General features: G+C 40.2%; 13 protein-coding genes and 1 tRNA gene. 3 read left to right on the top strand and 11 right to left on the bottom strand.

Annotation, left to right across the window (positions count from 1 at the left end; translation table 11 throughout):
• Positions 1-186: 186 nt before the first annotated feature.
• The 7 genes from MTF68_RS01325 to MTF68_RS01295 all read right to left on the bottom strand — a co-directional run bounded on the left by MTF68_RS01325 (position 187) and on the right by MTF68_RS01295 (position 5,644).
• On the bottom strand, positions 187-807 hold the full coding sequence (locus MTF68_RS01325; protein WP_004587856.1) for an FKBP-type peptidyl-prolyl cis-trans isomerase: 621 nt from the start codon (positions 805-807) through the stop codon (positions 187-189).
• 69 nt (positions 808-876) lie between these two features.
• A complete protein-coding gene (locus MTF68_RS01320) occupies positions 877-1,263 on the bottom strand; it encodes a hypothetical protein (RefSeq protein WP_029772511.1) in 387 nt (128 codons plus the stop codon).
• Positions 1,264-1,316: 53 nt separating this feature from the next.
• A tRNA-Ser gene (locus tag MTF68_RS01315) sits at positions 1,317-1,407 on the bottom strand.
• A 128-nt stretch (positions 1,408-1,535) separates the two neighbouring features.
• Positions 1,536-1,913, bottom strand: coding sequence for a hypothetical protein (locus MTF68_RS01310; RefSeq protein ID WP_024034084.1), 378 nt, complete (start codon positions 1,911-1,913; stop codon positions 1,536-1,538).
• Positions 1,914-2,117: 204 nt separating this feature from the next.
• The gene (locus MTF68_RS01305; protein ID WP_004587853.1) at positions 2,118-2,666 is read right to left on the bottom strand and encodes an NAD(P)H nitroreductase; all 549 of its coding nucleotides are present in this window, start codon (positions 2,664-2,666) and stop codon (positions 2,118-2,120) included.
• A gap of 242 nt (positions 2,667-2,908) precedes the next feature.
• Positions 2,909-3,592, bottom strand: coding sequence for a DoxX family protein (locus tag MTF68_RS01300; RefSeq protein ID WP_054982447.1), 684 nt, complete (start codon positions 3,590-3,592; stop codon positions 2,909-2,911).
• Positions 3,593-3,682: 90 nt separating this feature from the next.
• Positions 3,683-5,644 carry an NADPH-dependent 2,4-dienoyl-CoA reductase gene (locus MTF68_RS01295; protein WP_248461416.1) on the bottom strand — a complete coding sequence of 654 codons (1,962 nt, stop codon included), beginning with the start codon at positions 5,642-5,644 and terminating at the stop codon, positions 3,683-3,685.
• Between the two features lie 219 nt (positions 5,645-5,863).
• On the opposite strand from MTF68_RS01295, the gene sppA reads away from it, so the two are divergent.
• Both sppA and ansA read left to right on the top strand, forming a co-directional pair.
• Positions 5,864-7,729 (top strand): signal peptide peptidase SppA, encoded by a 1,866-nt coding sequence (gene sppA / locus MTF68_RS01290; protein ID WP_248461415.1) that lies wholly within the window; start codon positions 5,864-5,866, stop codon positions 7,727-7,729.
• 82 nt (positions 7,730-7,811) lie between these two features.
• A complete protein-coding gene (gene ansA / locus MTF68_RS01285) occupies positions 7,812-8,822 on the top strand; it encodes an asparaginase (protein WP_024034079.1) in 1,011 nt (336 codons plus the stop codon).
• A 66-nt stretch (positions 8,823-8,888) separates the two neighbouring features.
• Here the strand turns inward: ansA and gndA are convergent, their stop codons facing one another.
• The gene (gene gndA / locus MTF68_RS01280; RefSeq protein ID WP_024034078.1) at positions 8,889-10,262 is read right to left on the bottom strand and encodes an NADP-dependent phosphogluconate dehydrogenase; all 1,374 of its coding nucleotides are present in this window, start codon (positions 10,260-10,262) and stop codon (positions 8,889-8,891) included.
• 384 nt (positions 10,263-10,646) lie between these two features.
• Between gndA and pyk the strand changes: the two genes are divergently transcribed.
• Positions 10,647-12,083, top strand: a complete 1,437-nt coding sequence (gene pyk, locus MTF68_RS01275) for a pyruvate kinase (RefSeq protein WP_004587847.1) — start codon at positions 10,647-10,649, stop codon at positions 12,081-12,083.
• Positions 12,084-12,145: 62 nt separating this feature from the next.
• Here the strand turns inward: pyk and MTF68_RS01270 are convergent, their stop codons facing one another.
• The 3 genes from MTF68_RS01270 to MTF68_RS01260 all read right to left on the bottom strand — a co-directional run bounded on the left by MTF68_RS01270 (position 12,146) and on the right by MTF68_RS01260 (position 15,826).
• Positions 12,146-12,970, bottom strand: a complete 825-nt coding sequence (locus tag MTF68_RS01270; protein WP_004587846.1) for a LytTR family DNA-binding domain-containing protein — start codon at positions 12,968-12,970, stop codon at positions 12,146-12,148.
• A complete protein-coding gene (locus MTF68_RS01265; protein WP_024034075.1) occupies positions 12,967-14,040 on the bottom strand; it encodes a histidine kinase in 1,074 nt (357 codons plus the stop codon). Before MTF68_RS01265 ends, MTF68_RS01270 begins: the two co-directional genes overlap by 4 nt.
• A gap of 229 nt (positions 14,041-14,269) precedes the next feature.
• Positions 14,270-15,826 carry a SulP family inorganic anion transporter gene (locus MTF68_RS01260; protein ID WP_004587844.1) on the bottom strand — a complete coding sequence of 519 codons (1,557 nt, stop codon included), beginning with the start codon at positions 15,824-15,826 and terminating at the stop codon, positions 14,270-14,272.
• Positions 15,827-15,845: the final 19 nt, after the last annotated feature.

The following is a 15,845-nucleotide window of genomic DNA, read 5'->3' as shown; positions in this document are numbered from 1 at the left end:
GTTATTTATTTGTTGTAATAGCGTTTGTAGCGCAGGTAGCAAGTTTATCTTTCCCCCAAAATAACTCACTTAATTATGCGGATTGGCCTAAATTATTAACGTTTTTAAAGCTTGCTATAAAACCACAAGACACAAAAAAGCCGCGGTCAAGACCACGGCTTTTTAAATACTGACTTAATAACTAAATTAAGAAAGGATTTCGTGTAGCTCAACGTCAAATACAAGCGTTGAGAAAGGTGCAATTGCAGCACCTGCGCCACGTTCACCATAAGCAAGCTCATGAGGAACGTAAATACGCCATTTAGTGCCTACTGGCATCATTTGTAAAGCTTCAGTCCAGCCTTTGATCACGCCACCTACTGGGAATTCAGCTGGTTGACCGCGCTCGTAAGAGCTATCAAATACTGTACCGTTAATTAATGTACCGTGGTAATCAACACGTACTGTAGACTCAGCAGTTGGCTTTTCGCCTTCGCCTGTAGCTAGTACTTCGTATTGTAAACCAGACTCGGTAACAGTGATTTCAGGACGCTTAGCGTTTTCTTCTAAGAATGCAATACCTTCAGCAGAAAGTACTTTTGCTTCTTCTTCACGACGCGCTTGGATCTCTTCGTTAATTTTTTCAAATGCAGCTTGGATCTCAGGGATCTCAACTTGAAAAGCGCTACCAGCGTACGCATCTTTCATGCCTTCAAATACTGAATTTAGGTTTAAGCCTTCAAAAGGGTTAGACTTAAGTTGCTCACCCATTTGTAAGCCAATACCGTAACTTGCTTTTTCAGCATCTGTAGTAAAATTATCTGACATAATGTGTTTTTCACGTTTTGTTAGTTAAAAGACGCGTACATGCTAACATAAAATAAAACCGGTTTGGGGCTAGTTTTTACTGTGTTTTACCTTAATTTTGCCAACTATGTAGCTACAAAGGGGTAAACTGAATAAAAATCCAACAAGCAATGGCCACGCTAGTAAACCGCCACTGCCAAACAGCACTAATGGCACTAATACTAAACCAACTAAAGCAATAAAAGCTGCGCCAATGACAGGCCAATGCGTATCGTATTTAGTAATAAGATGCGCAGTTAATACGTTAAAGCCAATACCATACACAAAGGCGGTGATAAGCGTTGCGTCTGGTTGTGCATCTGCTGCCATTTTTATTAATAAATTAATCGCGCTTTGATAACAGTAGCCAAATACAATCCACAGTAGTACATGCTTTACTAAGCGTTGCGATGTTGTAAGGTTTGCTTCTTTTGACATTTATTAAACTCCACAAAGCAAAAAACCGCCCATAAGGCGGTTTTTTTAAATAATGGTGGAGAGATAGGGATTTGAACCCTAGATAGGCTACAAACCTATGCCGGTTTTCAAGACCGGTGCATTCGACCACTCTGCCATCTCTCCGTACGGCGCGAATAATAGGGGGTATTGAGCAACTTGTAAAGACATAAATGTAAATAATTAGCTAAAAACAGCATTTGGTTCAAAAAATCACCACAAATAGCTAAAAACCTAGGTTGCGCGTTACCCTATTAATAATATTGCTTTGGTCTGCGTGCAATCCACGAACAAATTAAGCACAGTAATAAACTAAGTGCTAAAAATGTAACGCTTTGAAATATTAAATCAAAACGGTTTAAATCATCACTTGGTACAACCACAAATAAAAATGCAGGTAATACACTAAGCAATAACACATAAAAACAAATTTTAAAGGCCCGACCAAAATCAAACCTTTTAGACTGCTGCATCCACCAGGTTAATAAAACAAGCATTCCCATAGCAGAGCCAGCTATAAAATGTGCAGTATTCGTGCTCATTGCCACATAAAGTGTAATAAAAGCACCCACTATTCCCCAAATTGACCATGCCAGCCAATTCTCTTTTTCTTGTAAAAATAAATTTCCCATCGTTTTCGTCTTCTTTATCGTTATTTTTATTAAGACTTTCCATACTTTAACAAAAAACAACCGATTAAAAAACAAACTGAAGAAGAAAAAGTTAACCTATATTGCTTCCGTGCGCTTCTCACAGCTAAATCAAAAAAGGACGAGCCTAACAGCAGCAACCTTAATGCTATATGACTGCGCAGAACTGCAATAGTTCATTATTTATTATAAATAAGTGAAGTAATCATCTGGTTTATGCTTAGCTGCCTTTTTGCACTCAATCTCTGGGGTGCCTAAATATAAATACCCAACAATTTCATCTTGTTCGTCTAAATTAAGGGCATTTTTGACTGCTGTGCTTTGTGCAAAATACCCTGTACGCCATACACCACCTAAACCTTGTGCAAATGCGGCTTGTTGCATGGCAAGTACACTGCAACCGGCGCTTTGTACTTGCTCAATACGCGGCACTTTTGGATGGGCTTGATATTTAGCAATAGCAATAATGATCATCGGTGCGCGCAGCACAAGCTCTTTTGCGCGTTTAATCACTTTTTCTTCTTGCTGCTCAGCAACGGCGCTTTGATGGTATATCTCACCTAATTTATGGCGGGCATCACCTTGAACGACAATAAACTGCCAAGGCGCAATGCATCCGTGATCAGGCACCCGTAACGCGGCTTGCTTTATTATATCGAGCTGCTCTGAATTTGGCCCTGGGGCGGTTAATTTAGCGTCAGATTGGCGGGTTAGTAAAAGCTCAATAGCATCCATAGCGTACTCTCATAATTCAAAACGTTAGAGTACCATTTATGCCTTTAAAAAATAAACTCTGCGTAATTATCAATTTTATTAAAACCCTCATTATTCTCTCGTATTAAAGCGCCCTTACTGCGTAAACAATATTCATATACCACTGTATAAATCCGAGAGAGGCGCTATGCGTTTAACACACGTTACAAACAAAAAGGGCGTATAAAAAATATTTATACGCCCTTTTTAAACCAATTTGTTTGCTACTCTTTTACTACTGCACGCCTTAACCAATAATCAACACTAACATAGCGACCGCCACCTACAAAAAACAAGCTAAGTAACATGGCAAAATAAATAGCAGAAAATTCAATACCGTTATTTATTATGGAAGGTTTACCTTTTTCATATAAGTAATCAGTAAATCCGTGCTCTTCAACTATGCCCCTAATTTTACCTATACGTTCTTGTACTTCTAGTGAGTTTTCTAGGCTTTCTTTAGCCCCTGGAATTGATAACCAATCAAGTACTTGAGCTGAACTGGTTGTAGGGTTTGATGGCGCTATAGCAAACCAACCATTATGCCAATGCACAGTTGTTGCTGCCACCACCATTGTAAACATCAGCGGAATGCTTACTAAGCGGGTAAATAGCCCAAAGAGTAAAAACCACCCACCTAAAAATTCACTCCAGCCTGCTAAAAAGGCAAGTAAGTCTGGAAATGGTAAACCTAAACCCCATTCACTATTGCCAAACCATTGCACAACGCTTGCATCAGCAAGAAAATAGCTAAAAAAGCCGTCGGTTTCTCCACTTAGGGCTAATTTATTAAAGCCCGCAATAATCATTACGGGGGCTAAAATTAAGCGAAAAAGTAACGCAGGTAATCCGTCGGCATACGATAGATTACCCATGATTTTATTATACAAACGAAATAATTTACTCATGTGTGGCCTGCTTTGTCAGTGTTTTAAGTTATGGACTCTATACACACAAGACCTGAGGGCACTGTAAATTATTTCATTTTATTAACACTGTTAAATGGCTCTGGCCACTTGAAGCGCTTCAAAAATTGCACGCTTTGCATCAATTGCTGCTGCTAATTTAGCACCACCAATAACATGTACCTTTGCATTTTCGCGGTGTTGCTCAAGCACTTCATTATTAGAAACCTGCCCTATACACGCAATAACCGTATCAACCGGCAGTACTTGTTTTTCTCCGGCAACAGTAACTGTAAGGCCATTTTTATCAAAACTGTGGTACTGGCAATCAGCAATTTGTTTAACACCATGTTGCTTAGCAACTTGACGATGTATCCAGCCTGTGGTTTTTCCAAGCCCGCTACCAAAGCGCCCTGCACTGCGTTTTAGCATGTATAATTGTCGCTCATCTTTGTGCGGCTCTGCCTCGCACTCAATACCCCACTGCTTTTTAAACTCAGGAATAGATTGCGATTTATGCTCACTTAAAAAAGCAACCATATCAAAGCCAATACCGCCGGCACCTAAAATGGCTATTGATTTGCCCAGTTCGACCTCACCGCGTATAACTTCATCATAAGCAAATACACGCTTAGAGTCTGCACATTCAATTGCAGCTTCACGCGGGCGTACACCTGTGGCAAATACGATGTCATCGTATTTTTGTAACATTGCATCATCGTAGGCTTTACCAAGCTCTACATTTACGTTGAGCCTTTCAAGTTCATTAGTAAAGTAGCTAAGCGTATGATTAAAGTCTTCTTTACCTGGAATTTGCATGGCTAGATTAAATTGGCCACCCATTTGTGTTTTTTGATCGATAAGCGTTACTGTGTGCCCTTTTTCAGCCAAATAACAACTTGCCGAGAGCCCAGCAGGGCCCGCGCCAACAACTAATACATTTTTAGCTTTAGAAGCTTTATCTAATGGGTAATCAAGTTCAAAGGCGGCTTGTGGATTAACTAAACAAGTTGCACGTTTATTTTTAAAAACGTGGTCTAAACAGCCTTGGTTACAGCCAATACAAATATTTATTTGTTTAGTTTGCTGATTTTGATATTTGTTAAAAAACTCCGGATCGGCTAATAAAGGGCGCGCCATTGAAATTAAATCGGCTTCATTATCATTAAGGATTTGGTTGGCTATATCCGGCGTATTAATACGGTTTACAGCTATAACAGGTACATTCACCACTGACTTTAATCGTTTTGAAGCTTCTTTAAATGCTCCAGGAGGCACCATACTGGCGATTGTTGGCACGCGTGCTTCATGCCACCCAATGCCAGTATTAAAAATATCAACACCGGCCTGCTCAAGTGCTTTTGCCTGAATAGTGACTTCATCAGGGGTTGAGCCATTCGGGATTAGGTCCATGACAGATAATCTAAAAATAATTAAAAACGTATCAGATACTTTAGCTCTAACGGCTTTAACTATTTCAAGCGCTAATCGCATTCTATTTTCTAGGCTGCCACCAAATTCATCATCGCGCTTATTGGTGTGTGGCGCCATAAATTCATTAATTAAGTAACCTTCAGAGCCCATTATTTCAACACCATCGTAACCTGCTTTTTCTGCCATATAGGCAGAGTGCGCAAAGTCTTTAATGGTTTTTTTAATCGAGCCTAACGACATTTGTTTAGGTTTGTATGGATTTATAGGCGCTTGAATAGCGCTCGGGGCTTGGTTAAACGGATGATAAGCGTATCGACCAGCATGTAAAAGCTGCAAACATATTTTTCCGCCATGTTTATGAACGGCGCCTGTATATGCACGGTGTTTAAATACATCATAATAACTGTTAAATGATGAAGAAATAGGCGTTAATTTACCGCGCAAGTTAGGGCTGTATCCCCCGGTAATGATCATGGCCGTGCCGCCTTTAGCGCGCGCCTCGTAAAAAGCACTTAACCTTTTGCGGTTGTGCCAGCCCTCTTCAAGGCCTGTATGCATTGAGCCCATTACCAAGCGGTTTCGTAATTGTGTGTGTTTTAATTGTAATTGTTGTTCTAACATCCTGTGCCCCGTTAACTGGTCTAACCTGTATACATTAGCTAATTCTGCTTTAATGGCAAGTAATAAGCAATATGTGCCTGCATTTAATTAAAAATACTATTAAAAACGTATATTTATGTAACCTCATAAACACTTCGTTACGATTTAGCAGTTAAAATTATTTTTATTCTAGGCTAAGATGGAACTAATGTATTAGCTGTACCAAATTAAGGAGCTATTTTGATAGCAAAGGTATTTAAAGGTATTTGGGCTGGAATAAACTTTTCTCGTCGTTTAATACTCAACATTTTGTTTCTATTACTGGTTGTTGTATTTTTTATGTCGCTATCAAGCGATGACGATACAATAATAATAGAAGATGGCTCTGTACTTAGGCTTAATCTTAATGGGCCTATTGTGGAAGAAAAAACATATATAGACCCTGTCGAAGCAGCCATTAACGATGCTACGTCTAATTCAGAAGCACCTAGTGAAATTTTACTTGATGATGTAGTCAAAGTGATTGATGAAGCCACTAATGACGAGCGCATCAGCGTTATCTTACTAGATTTGCAAGAAATGCCGAAAGCCCACCTAAATAAATTAAAGCGTATTACTAAATCGTTAGATGCCTTTAAGCAAGCGGGTAAAAAAGTGATTGCATCGGGCTACTATTACACTCAATCGCAATATTATATTGCTTCGCATGCCGATGAAATTGCAATGCATCCTTATGGTTCGGTAGCCATTGAAGGCTATGGAATGTATCCACTTTACTTTAAAGAAGCACTAGAAAAACTTAAAGTAACGCAGCATATTTTCCGTGTTGGTACGTTTAAGTCGGCGGTAGAGCCGTTTATTCGTAACGATATGTCTGATGCTGCTAAAGAAGCTAACCGCGTTTGGCTTGGTGCATTATGGAGCGAATATAAGCAAGATGTTGCTGCGGTACGCCCTTTTGATGAATCTAACTTTGACGAAACCATGGATGCTTACCTTGCTAAAATGAAGGCTGCAAATGGCGATTCAGGTAAATATGCACTTGACCATCAATGGGTCGACTCGCTTAAAACAACTCAGCAAATTCGCCAACAACTCATTGATTTAGTTGGCGCACAAGAAGACGGTAAAACATTTAAGCAAGTGTCTTTTCGTGAATACTTAAGCTTAGTTAAGCCCCCTATCGAATTTGATAACCCAATTACAGAAAAAGTTGCTGTAGTTGTTGCTAAAGGTACGATTGTTGATGGTGAGCGCAAAGCAGGTGAAATTGGCGGCGATTCTACCGCAGCATTACTTCGCAAAGCACGCCTTGATGATAAAGTAAAAGCGGTTGTTTTACGTATTGATTCAGGTGGCGGCAGCATGTTTGCCTCTGAGGTTATTCGCGCTGAAGTATTAGCACTTAAAGCCGCAGGCAAACCTGTAATCGCATCAATGAGCTCAGTTGCCGCATCTGGCGGTTATTGGATTGCCTCAGCAGCTAACGAAATTTGGGCAGCACCAAGTACTATCACCGGCTCTATTGGTGTGTTTGGTACATTTATGACTTTTGAAGATACTTTATCTGAAATTGGTGTGTACTCAGATGGTGTTGCAACGTCAGAAATGGCTGGATTTTCTATTACTCGCCCGCTTAATGAAAAAATGGCGCAAGTTATTCAAATGAGTGTTGAAGAAGCTTATAGCCGCTTTATAGATGTGGTTGCTGATGCGCGCAATATGACACCAGAGCAAGTTGATAAAATTGCACAAGGGCGTGTGTGGATTGCTTCACAAGCACAAGAGCTTGGACTAGTTGATAAGCTTGGTGATAAACAAGATGCAATTGATGCCGCAGCGGCGCTTGCCAAACTTAATCACTACGAAGTGAAAACAATTAAGCAAGATCTAAGCCCGCAAGAAAAAATGCTACAAGATATTTTTGGTAGTGCATCCGTTAAATCTATGCTTGGCTTAAATACAGATACAGCCTCTGTTTTAGCCACTCAAGCTAATATTAATACGGTGATAAAGCGCCTAAGTAGTGAAGTCGCTGATCTAAAAGATTATAACGATCCGCAGGGTGTATACGCACGTTGTTTAGAGTGTAGCGTTGCACAATAAAAGTGCACGTATTTACTCAAGCAGCTGTATTTAAAACAACTTAACGTTATACTAAGCCCAGTTTTTTTACTGGGCTTTTTTTATGAAACGTAAACGCATTTATATCGCATACACTGGCGGTACCATAGGTATGAAAAAATCGAGCCGTGGCTACATTCCGGCTGAAGGTTTTTTAACAGAAACAGTGGTTAATAACGCAGAATTTAACCGTGAAGAAATGCCCCTTTTTGATATTCACGAGTACTGCCCTTTAATCGATTCATCAGATATGTCGCCAGCGCATTGGCAACTAATAGCTGATGACATTAAAAGCAAATACCACGATTACGATGGTTTTGTGGTCCTTCATGGCACCGATACAATGGCTTACACAGCCTCTGCCCTGTCGTTCATGTTCGAAAACTTAACTAAACCCGTTATTGTTACTGGCTCACAAATTCCTTTATCGCAATTACGCTCTGACGGTCAAGTTAACTTATTAAACGCCATGTTTTTAGCGGCTAATTACCCCATTGCTGAAGTGAGCTTATTTTTTAATAACCAATTATTTAGAGGTAACCGAGCCACTAAAGCACATGCCGATGGTTTTAATGCTTTTGCATCTCCTAACCTAGAGCCTTTAGCATTATCTGGTATTAATATTCAGCTAATTAAAGGCCAGCTAAGCCCTTATGTAGAAAACGAACTACAGGTAACCACCATTACACCTCAGCCAATTGGTGTACTTTATTTATACCCAGGCATTAGTAAAGACGTGGTTAAAAGTTTGGTGAATGACAATATAAAAGCACTGGTATTGCTTAGCTTTGGCGTAGGTAATGCCCCACAAGACCCCGACTTTTTAGACGTGCTAAGTGAGGCAAGTAAACGCGGCATGGTTATTGTTAATTTAACGCAGTGTTTAAAAGGCCATGTAAATATGGGCGGCTATGCTACGGGTAACGCGTTATTAAATATTGGTGTAATAAGTGGCTACGATATGACACTAGAGGCGTGTTTAACAAAGCTGCATTATTTGTTTAGCCAAAACCTAGAAATTGAAACGATTCGCCATTTAATGCAAGACAATTTACGCGGTGAATTAAGCCGCTAATTTTAGTGACCAAAACGAAAAAGGCACGCTAAATAGCGTGCCTTTATTAATTTATAAACGCGTTAATTATCTTACTTTCGCGTCTATACCCACTAAGTCAGTTAAGTGACACACTTCACCTGAGTGAGTTTTAATACCATGCTCACCAAAGTAATCACGCTGAGCTTGTACTAAATGCCCATTACTTGGTGTGGTTAATGTGGCTAAATACGTTTGTGTTGATGCAAGTACAGGGAACGCTAAGCCAGTCATTACAGCTTGCCCAGTTACTTTGCGAAGCGCATTAGATTCATTTTCAAGCGTATCAATGTATTCTACGCCTTGCGCTACGCTATCTAGGTAGTCAGCACGAATAATACAACCGGCACGCCATGTTTGCAGCGTTTTAGACAAGTCTACTTTCCACTGATGGGTACGAGAAGCCCCTTTAATTAACGCTAAACCTTGGCGATACGCTAATAAGCTCGCCAATGTAAATGCATCTTTTAGCTCTTCAAGGTCAATATCAACCTTGTTTGTAGCTTTAGCGGCATACGTCATTTCTTGTGCAGCGGTGGTGTCACATACATTGGTTAAGTGGCGAGCTTGCACCGCGGCAACCAGTGAAGGAACAGCAATACCCAGTTCAAGTGCATTTTGCGCAGTCCACAGGCCTGTGCCTTTTGCGCCTACTTTATTATCAATTAAATCAACAAGCGGTTCTTGCTTGGTGTTTTCAAGAGATAAAATATGGCTAGAAATAGCAAGTAAGTAGCTATTTAAATGACCGGTAGACCAGTCATCAAAAATTTCAGCCACTTCTTTTGGTGAGCGACCTGTACCAATACGAAGTAGTTGATACACTTCAGCAATAAGCTGCATAATTGCGTATTCGATGCCGTTGTGAACCATTTTTACAAAATGGCCACTGGCCGATTGACCAACGCGTGCAAAACACGACTCGCCATTGTAGCTAGCGGCTACTTTTTCAAACCACGGTTCGATACGCTCCCAACCGCCTTCTGAGCCACTTGCCATCATTGCAGGACCATGACGAGCGCCTTCGGCACCGCCAGAAATACCCATGGTGGCAAATTCAAATTTGTTTTGATACTTAAGTTTACGATTAATACCGTCTTTGTAGTTACTGTTACCACAATCTACAATCATATCGTTACACTGTACGCCAGCTTCAACAAGCTCATTACACACAGCATCAACCAGTTCGCCTGCAGGCACTAATAATAAAATAGAGCGAGGTGCTTCTAAACGCCTTACCATGTCTCCTAAATCAGAAACAATATGAAGTCTATCGGCCATGCCTTGCGATTTAGCACAACTTAATAACTCTTCACCCGCATGTGGGTTTTTATCATATGCGACTAACGTTATGCCTTTTTCAATCATGTTTAAGGCAATATTTTTGCCCATAACGCCTAACCCGACTAATGCAACTTGCATTTAGTGTCCTCCTCGGTAACAACTATTTGGTTAGTAAACTAAGTAATTCATTAAATAATACCGCGTGCATTATACTCATACCGTCATAAAATGCGAACGTTGAGCTAATACAGCATGCTTTTTTATTACGCTATTAAAAAGCACTGCAATTGTATCAAATATAAGGGCTGTGCGGTTACAAATACTCTGCGTATTTTGAATTTAAGATCATTGACGGATTTTGACACCGGTGTCATAATGATGACATATTCGTTTTGTATAAAATAGTGGCAATACTAACTAGTTTGCCTATAACTAAAAATGTTTATACATAAGTTATAAGTATTTTGAAGTCACAAAATAACCGTCAACCTGCTTACACATCTAAGCACACAGGAGAATTTGATGCTAAGACGCACAAAAATAGTCGCTACACTTGGGCCTGCAACAGATCGAGATAACAATCTAGAAAAAATTATTCGCGCTGGCGCTAATGTAGTACGTTTAAACTTCTCACATGGTGTTGCACAAGATCATAAAGACCGTGCACAAGCTGTACGCGAGATAGCCACAAAATTAGGTAAACATGTTGCTATCCTTGCAGACCTTCAAGGTCCTAAAATTCGTGTTTCAACGTTTAAAGAAGGTAAAGTAAACCTTGAAGTAGGCGCTAAATTCACCCTAGATGCAAAAATGGAAAAAGGTGAAGGCGACGTAAACGCGGTAGGTATTGATTACAAAGAATTACCACAAGATGTAAGCCCTGGCGATTTATTACTATTAAACGATGGCCTTATTCAACTAACCGTTGAGCAAGTAGAAGGTCACTTAGTGCACTGCTCGGTTACCGTAGGTGGTGTATTATCAAATAATAAAGGCATTAACCGTTTAGGCGGTGGTTTAACAGCCCCTGCGTTTACAGAAAAAGACAAAGAAGATTTAATCACTGCAGCTGAAATAGATGTTGATTACATTGCAGTATCGTTCCCACGCAGTGGCGATGATATGCGTTATGTACGCTCTTTAGCAGAAGCTGCTGGCTCTAAAGCACAACTACTTGCAAAAATTGAACGTGCAGAAGCCGTAGAAACACAAGAAGCCGTAGATGACATTGTTTTAGCATCAGACGCTGTAATGGTTGCTCGTGGCGATTTAGGTGTTGAAATTGGTGATGCTGCGCTAATGGGTAAACAAAAACTCATTATTCGTCGCGCTCGTTCATTAAACCGTACTGTTGTAACTGCAACACAAATGATGGAATCGATGATCGATAACCCAATGCCAACACGCGCAGAAGTTATGGATGTGGCAAATGCAGTACTTGATGGTACTGATGCAGTTATGCTTTCAGCAGAAACCGCTGCCGGTGATTACCCTGAAGAAACGGTCGCTACAATGGCACGTGTTTGTTTAGGTGCAGAATCGCAAAAAGAAACCCACGTATCTAAGCACCGTTTAGACAGCCGTTTTTCTAACAATGCAGAATCTATCGCGCTTTCAGCTATGTACGCTGCTAATCACTTAGATTCGGTTAAAGCCATTGTTACCTTAACTGAGTCAGGTAGCACCGCTAAACTTATGTCGCGTATCAGCTCTGGTTTACCTATTTACTCGCTTTCACGCCATGCAAGCACGCTAGGCCAAACAGCGCTTTATCGTGGTGTTTACCCTGTGTTTTTTGATTCTACAAAAACTGAAAAAGACGGAATGGTTAAAGCCGCACTTGATACCCTTGTAGCACAAGGTTCATTACACTCTGGCGATACAGTAATTATTACTCACGGTGACTCTATGGAAACTGTGGGCGCAACGAACACAATGAAAATTGTAACTGTAGCGTAATTTCTGCCTTATATAAAAAATGCGAGCTAAGCTCGCATTTTTTATGCCTGTAAAACATCAAACTAGCTGGCTAGCGCTGCTTTTACTTTATCGCGGTAGCTTCGGCTTACTTTAAGCTCTTGTCCGTTTTCAAGCACTAATAAATACTCACCGCTTACTTGTGTAACCAGCTTGCTTATTTGTTTTGTATTTACAATTGCACTGCGGTGAACGCGCACAAACAAATGTGGGTCGAGCTCTTGCTCAAGCTCTTTCATTGTTTTGCGCAAAATATGTGTTTGCCCATCTTGGCAATGTAAACACATATAATCGCCGGCGGCATCAACCCACTGAATTGTCGCAACCGGGACACGAATAATTTCACCCTGCTCTTTTACCGCCAGTGATTCTGGGTAACGTTTGTCGGTTAGGGTATCGCCTGTGGCTAATTTTTTAAGTATTTCTTCACAGTTATTACCTGTAATACCGGCAACAAAACTCGCTAGTTTTTTCTTATGGGCGTTGTCTTGCTGTGTTTTTAAGTAACTATGCACTTTTTCTACCGCCTGTTTTAGTCTGTTATCGTCAACGGGTTTTAAAATGTAATCCAAAGCATGTATTTCAAATGCCTTTACTGCAAATTGATCAAATGCAGTAACAAACACAATCGCGGGTAACGCTTTAGTGCTTTCGCTTAAGGCACGGGCAACTTCAAAGCCATTCATTCCTGGCATTTGTATATCTAAAAAAACTAAGTCTATTGGGTGCTCTTTACATGCTTCTATTGCATCAGAGCCTGAACTACACAGTTTAACTACTTCTATATCAGTATATTCTTCAAGTCTTACTGCTAAGCCCTTTCTTGCTAATGGTTCATCATCAACAATGATGGTTTTAATTTTAGTCATTTCTTCACAGCCTTCTCAAACGGTACTCGCAGATTAACTTTCAATCCACTTGGCGTATTATGTGATAATACAAACGAATAATTATTTTCATAGAGCGTTTTTAATCTGTCTTTGGTATTTGCCACCCCTACCCCTTGTGCATTTACAAGTTGTCCGTCTATTAGCTCGGTACCGGGGCCGTTATCACCTACTTCAAGTAGTAGCTCGTTGGCAAAAACCTGTGCTTTTATGTCTATCACACCGCCTTGTGACATATGCGCAATGGCGTATTTAATTGCGTTCTCAATTATCGGTTGCAAAATTAAGCTTGGCACAAGTGCCTCTTTTGCTTGCTCGCTTACATCTACATTTACTTTTAAGCGCTCATCAAATCTTACCCGCTCTATTTCTAAATACAGCATTAATGCGTGTAGCTCTTGCTCTAAAGGCACTTTTTTAATGGGATCGGTATTTAGTGTATAACGCAAAAAGTCGCTTAACCTTGCCACCATTAAGTTAGCATCTTTGTTTTCTTTTACCAAAACTAATGTAGAAATAGCATTAAGCGTATTAAATAAAAAATGCGGGTTAAGTTGATATCTGAGCATTTTTAATTGCGCTTCATGGGCCATTGTAGTTGCTTTAAGCGCTTTTTGTCGCTCACTTTGTAATAGCTGGTAATACTTTATGCCAAAGTATAAGCCACTCCAACATAAAATTATGTAAACAGAGTCTAAGCCATGCTGTAAATAGTAAAACCAATCTTCTGGGCGATAACCATGGCGGTATATTTCCCATAAATTAAATTTTTGTACAATTGCCCACAACGTACCTGTAATGTACGAGGCACCAAATACAACCACCATTAATATCCACGGCGATGCATTCCAGGTTTTTCTGTAAATATAACGAAGTGGGACTGTCATTAAACAGCCCGCATAGGCATTTAATAATATAACAAACACGTAAATATCACGCATTTCAAATACTTTAGAGCCGATATAATTTACAAGCGCATAACCAATCCAGCCTGCAATTTGCAATAGCCAAAAAAAGCGTTGCCTGTTATCAACTAAAGATTGCCAATTCAAAATAAAATACAACTCCGTATAAGTTAGCCAATAAGTTAAAATTACGTTAGCTAATTTAACCACTGGTTTGGTTATTATATCGATTATTACAAAGTGTTAGCAGTACCAACTGTCTTAATTTTTAAGAGCCTTACCGCAAAGTTACGCCAATAAAAAAGCGAAAGGCTTTAACCTTTCGCTTTTAAAATGCCGATTCAATCAGCTCGTATGGGCAAAGCCACCTTATAAACTAGGCAAGTTTATCTGACGCCACTTTATAAGTTGGGTCTTCAATTACGTTTACCTCAACTAAGTCACGCGCTTTGTGTAACAGCTGCTTACAGTCTTTACTTAAATGACGTAAGTGAAGCTGTTTACCTGCTTTAGTGTACTTATCAGCTAAGCTGTCGATGGCTTCTATGGCACTGTGATCCGCAACACGGCTGTGTTCAAATTCGATAATTACATCTTTAGGGTCGTTTTTAACATCGAATAACTCAGAAAAGTTTTTAACTGAGCCAAAAAATAACGGGCCGTGAAGCTCGTAAACTTTAGCACCTTGCTCATCAATGTAATTAGTTGTGTAGATATGTTTTGCATGATTCCAAGCAAATACCAAGGCAGAAACAATAACACCAACACACACGGCAATCGCTAAATCGGTTACTACGGTTACGCCAGATACCAATACAATTACAAAGGCATCAGACAGTGGTACGCGCTTCATCATTTTAAAGCTTGCCCATTCAAACGTACCAAGAACAACCATAAACATAACACCTACAAGCGCAGCCAGTGGGATCATTTCAATTAAACTTGAAGCAAATATAATAAATGCAAGCAGCATTAGTGCAGCACTTATACCCGACAAGCGCGAGCGCCCGCCCGAATTAATGTTGATCATTGATTGCCCAATCATGGCACAGCCACCCATTGCGCCAAAAAAGCCACAGGTTACATTAGCAGCACCTTGGCCAATACACTCTTTATTTGAGTGGCCACGGGTTTCGGTAATTTCATCAATCAAGCTAAGCGTTAATAACGACTCAATTAAACCAATAGCCGCTAAAATTAATGCATACGGAAAAATTATATAAAAAGTTTCCAGGGTAAATGGAACCATAGGAATGTGAAATTCAGGTAAGCCGCCAGCAATGGTAGCCGCTTCATTACCTGTCATCCCTTTTAGGAAATCAAGTACAGTGCGCGAGTCTAAATCAAGGCCTATTACTAGCGCGGTTACCGTTACAATAGCCACTAAAGAAGAAGGCACTGCAGTGGTGAGCTTAGGTAAAAAGTGAATGATAGCCATGGTTAATGCAACTAAACCTAACATGATGTAAAGCGGGTTGCCCGTCATCCATTGCTGGCCGCCTGCGCCATCTGGCACTTTAAACTGCCCAAGTTGCGCTAGAAATATTACTATCGCTAATCCATTTACAAAGCCGAGCATAACAGGATGAGGGACCATGCGAATAAACTTACCGAGCTTAAATATCCCCGCGAGTATTTGCAGTATTCCCATCAGCAACACCGTGGCAAATAAATACTCAACACCATGATCAAGTACCAAACTTACCATTACAACAGCTAATGCACCGGTTGCGCCCGAAATCATACCAGGGCGACCACCAAAAATAGCCGTAATTAAACCAACGATAAACGCGGCGTAGAGACCAACTAAAGGTTCGACATTTGCAACAAAAGCAAACGCAACAGCTTCTGGAACTAAAGCAAGTGCTACAGTTAAGCCAGATAAAATATCGTTTTTAGCAGAGCTAGGCGCTTTGCTGAGTAAGTTAAACATTGAGTTCCTCTGGGGGTTA

Source organism: Pseudoalteromonas sp. 2CM37A, assembly GCF_023161885.1.
Taxonomy (GTDB): domain Bacteria; phylum Pseudomonadota; class Gammaproteobacteria; order Enterobacterales; family Alteromonadaceae; genus Pseudoalteromonas; species Pseudoalteromonas atlantica.
Note: the sequence above shows the minus strand (reverse complement) of the source record. Positions and strands in the feature narration are given on the sequence as shown.

Excerpts from the sequence above, each read along its gene's own strand:
- ansA (WP_024034079.1), top strand. The coding sequence starts at position 7,812 with ATGAAACGTAAACGCATTTATATCGCATACACTGGCGGTACCATAGGT.
- MTF68_RS01310 (WP_024034084.1), bottom strand. The coding sequence starts at position 1,913 with ATGGGAAATTTATTTTTACAAGAAAAAGAGAATTGGCTGGCATGGTCA.
- MTF68_RS01260 (WP_004587844.1), bottom strand. The coding sequence starts at position 15,826 with ATGTTTAACTTACTCAGCAAAGCGCCTAGCTCTGCTAAAAACGATATT.
- MTF68_RS01295 (WP_248461416.1), bottom strand. The coding sequence starts at position 5,644 with ATGTTAGAACAACAATTACAATTAAAACACACACAATTACGAAACCGC.
- pyk (WP_004587847.1), top strand. The coding sequence starts at position 10,647 with ATGCTAAGACGCACAAAAATAGTCGCTACACTTGGGCCTGCAACAGAT.
- MTF68_RS01325 (WP_004587856.1), bottom strand. The coding sequence starts at position 807 with ATGTCAGATAATTTTACTACAGATGCTGAAAAAGCAAGTTACGGTATT.
- MTF68_RS01320 (WP_029772511.1), bottom strand. The coding sequence starts at position 1,263 with ATGTCAAAAGAAGCAAACCTTACAACATCGCAACGCTTAGTAAAGCAT.
- MTF68_RS01300 (WP_054982447.1), bottom strand. The coding sequence starts at position 3,592 with ATGAGTAAATTATTTCGTTTGTATAATAAAATCATGGGTAATCTATCG.
- MTF68_RS01270 (WP_004587846.1), bottom strand. The coding sequence starts at position 12,970 with ATGACTAAAATTAAAACCATCATTGTTGATGATGAACCATTAGCAAGA.
- MTF68_RS01305 (WP_004587853.1), bottom strand. The coding sequence starts at position 2,666 with ATGGATGCTATTGAGCTTTTACTAACCCGCCAATCTGACGCTAAATTA.
- gndA (WP_024034078.1), bottom strand. The coding sequence starts at position 10,262 with ATGCAAGTTGCATTAGTCGGGTTAGGCGTTATGGGCAAAAATATTGCC.